This is a genomic window from Pseudomonas sp. SDO5532_S415, assembly GCF_054071155.1.
The window spans coordinates 1-2,147 of sequence record NZ_JBSVWS010000334.1; the positions used below are offsets into that span (position 1 = coordinate 1).

A 2,147-nucleotide genomic window follows, 5' to 3' on the forward strand; every position below is an offset into this window, starting at 1 on the left:
CTGAGCAAGGCGCCTTGCTGGCGGTTTTGTTCGCGACCACCGACAAAGCTGTGGGTGGTCAGGCGCGAACCGTTGAGGTCGATGGCGGTCAGCGCGCCGCCTTGGGCGCGGTGGTATTTCAGGCGGCTGTTGTCCGGCAGGCGCAGGTGCTGCAGCTGACCGCAGGCGTCATAGCCGTAACGCAAGGTGCCCCAGCCCTGATGTTCGGTGATCAGTCGGTCATGGGCGTCGTAGTCGAACGCCAGCGGATGCGCCTGGCCGTCGTCGACACTGACCAGGCGACCCAGGCGGTCGTAGCGGTACGCGACCTGGGCCCCGTCGGGCAGGGTCTTGAGCAGCAGGCGGCCGGCGCTGTCGCGTTGATAGGCCGTGACCAGCTGCGAACCGTCATCGCCGAACTCGGTCTTTTCCAGCAACCGGCCGTTGAGGTCGTAGGCATAGGCGGTGCGCCGGCCATCGAAGCCGGTTTCCTGGCGGATCAAGCCGCCCGGCGTGTAGTCCAGCCGATAATGCTCGCCGGCCTCGTTTTCGATCTCGGTCAGCAACAGTTGTGCGTGGTCGTAGCGGTACTTCAGTTCGCTGCCGTCGGGGTTGATCCGTCGGCTGACCAGGTGCAGGTCGTCGGCGTATTCGTAGCGGGTGACGCGCTCGAGTTCGTCGCGCTCGGCGGTAATCCGGCCGTAGGCGTTGTAGCTGAAGGTGCGGCGGGCGCCGGTCGGCAGAATCGTCTGTTGCAGTCGGCCAACGGCGTCCCACTGGTAACGGGTGACGCCACCGAATTCGTCCTCGAGCGTGATCCGCCGCCCCAGCGCGTCGTAGGCATACTGCCGGCGTCCGCCGTCGGGCAGGGTTTCCTCGAGCAACTGGCCGAGGCGGTTCCAGGCGAACCGATGAAAGCTGTGGTCCGGGTAGCGGATCAGCAGCAGGCACCCTTGCGCGTCGTACTCGTGGTAGGTGCTCTGGCCGTCGGGGTCGATCAGCCAGGTGATATCGCCCTGGGCGTTACGCCGGTAGGTCCATTTGGCCTGGCCGCGATAACGCGCGTGCAGGAAACCGTTGCGGTATTCGTAGGACGTTGGCTCATCGTCCGGCGGCAGCAGCGCGATCAGCCGTCCGGCCTCGTCGTAGCGGTATTCGGTGACCGCGCCGAGGGCGTCCTGTTCGGCGACCAGTCGTCCTTGCTGGTCATAAGCCTTGAGCCGTTCGCCGCCGTCGGCCTCGACCCGGCGCACCAACCGCGCCTGCGCGTCGTGGACGTAGCGTTCCTGGCTGCCATCGGCGTGCTTGAGCAGCACACCGCCGTCGTCGTCCCAGCTATAGCGGGTGTCCATCTGCGCAAAGGACGCCCAGTGGCGGATGCATCTGGCCGCCTTGCCGGCGCGTTCCCACTCCCAGTAGAAACTCGCACCACCGGCCAGTTGCCGCTGCAGGATGACGTGCTGTTCGTCGTAGTCGTAGCGCTCGCTGTCGCCAACGGCATTGGTCGCTTCGATCAGCCGGCCACGGGCGTCGTAGCGGTAGCTGACCAGCGTCTGTTGCGTCACCCAGGCCGCTGGCTGGTCGTCGCCGAGGTCAAAGCGCTGGTAGTCGATGGCGATCAAATGGCGGCGGTCGTAGCGCAACAGCAAGCAGCGCCCGGCGCCGTTGTCGAGGCGCTGGATGCGCTCGGCCAGATCGCGCTGCACGCTCAAGCGGTTGCCGTAGGCGTCGCTGATGGCGCTTAGACCACCATCGCGGAAGTGATAAAAACGCGGCGACTCGCCGGCCAGCGCCAGGATCAGCTCTTCAGGATCGTCCCCCCGGTAGATCGCCGCCCGCGACAGGCTGTTGTGGATCGCCGGGCGCGCCAGGCTCGGCAGCGGGAACGGCGTGCGGCGGTTTTCGGCGTCGATCCACAGCACCGTGTCGCCGTCGAGCTCCAGGCGCTGGCTCAGCGAATGGCTCCAGCCGAAGCCAAGGCCGCTGTCGAGCTCCACGGCGCTGGTGCGATAGAGGCGGGTGAACTCAAAGGGCAAGATGCCGTCGAGAGTGCCGTCGCTGAGGGTCAGCAGTTCCTCGCCGCTGACCAGCGACAGCGGGCAGCCGTGGGTGGCGGTGTGGGCGGCGGTATCGGCGCTGTCGCCGTTGGGGTTTTTCGCTTGTTTCGA

At 66.6% G+C, this 2,147-nt stretch carries 1 protein-coding gene; it reads right to left on the bottom strand.

The genetic code is table 11. From position 1 onward, the window contains the following. Positions 1 to 2,147: DUF6531 domain-containing protein (locus ACW9HW_RS29890; protein WP_457402927.1), on the bottom strand; the 2,147-nt coding region annotated here is incomplete at both ends.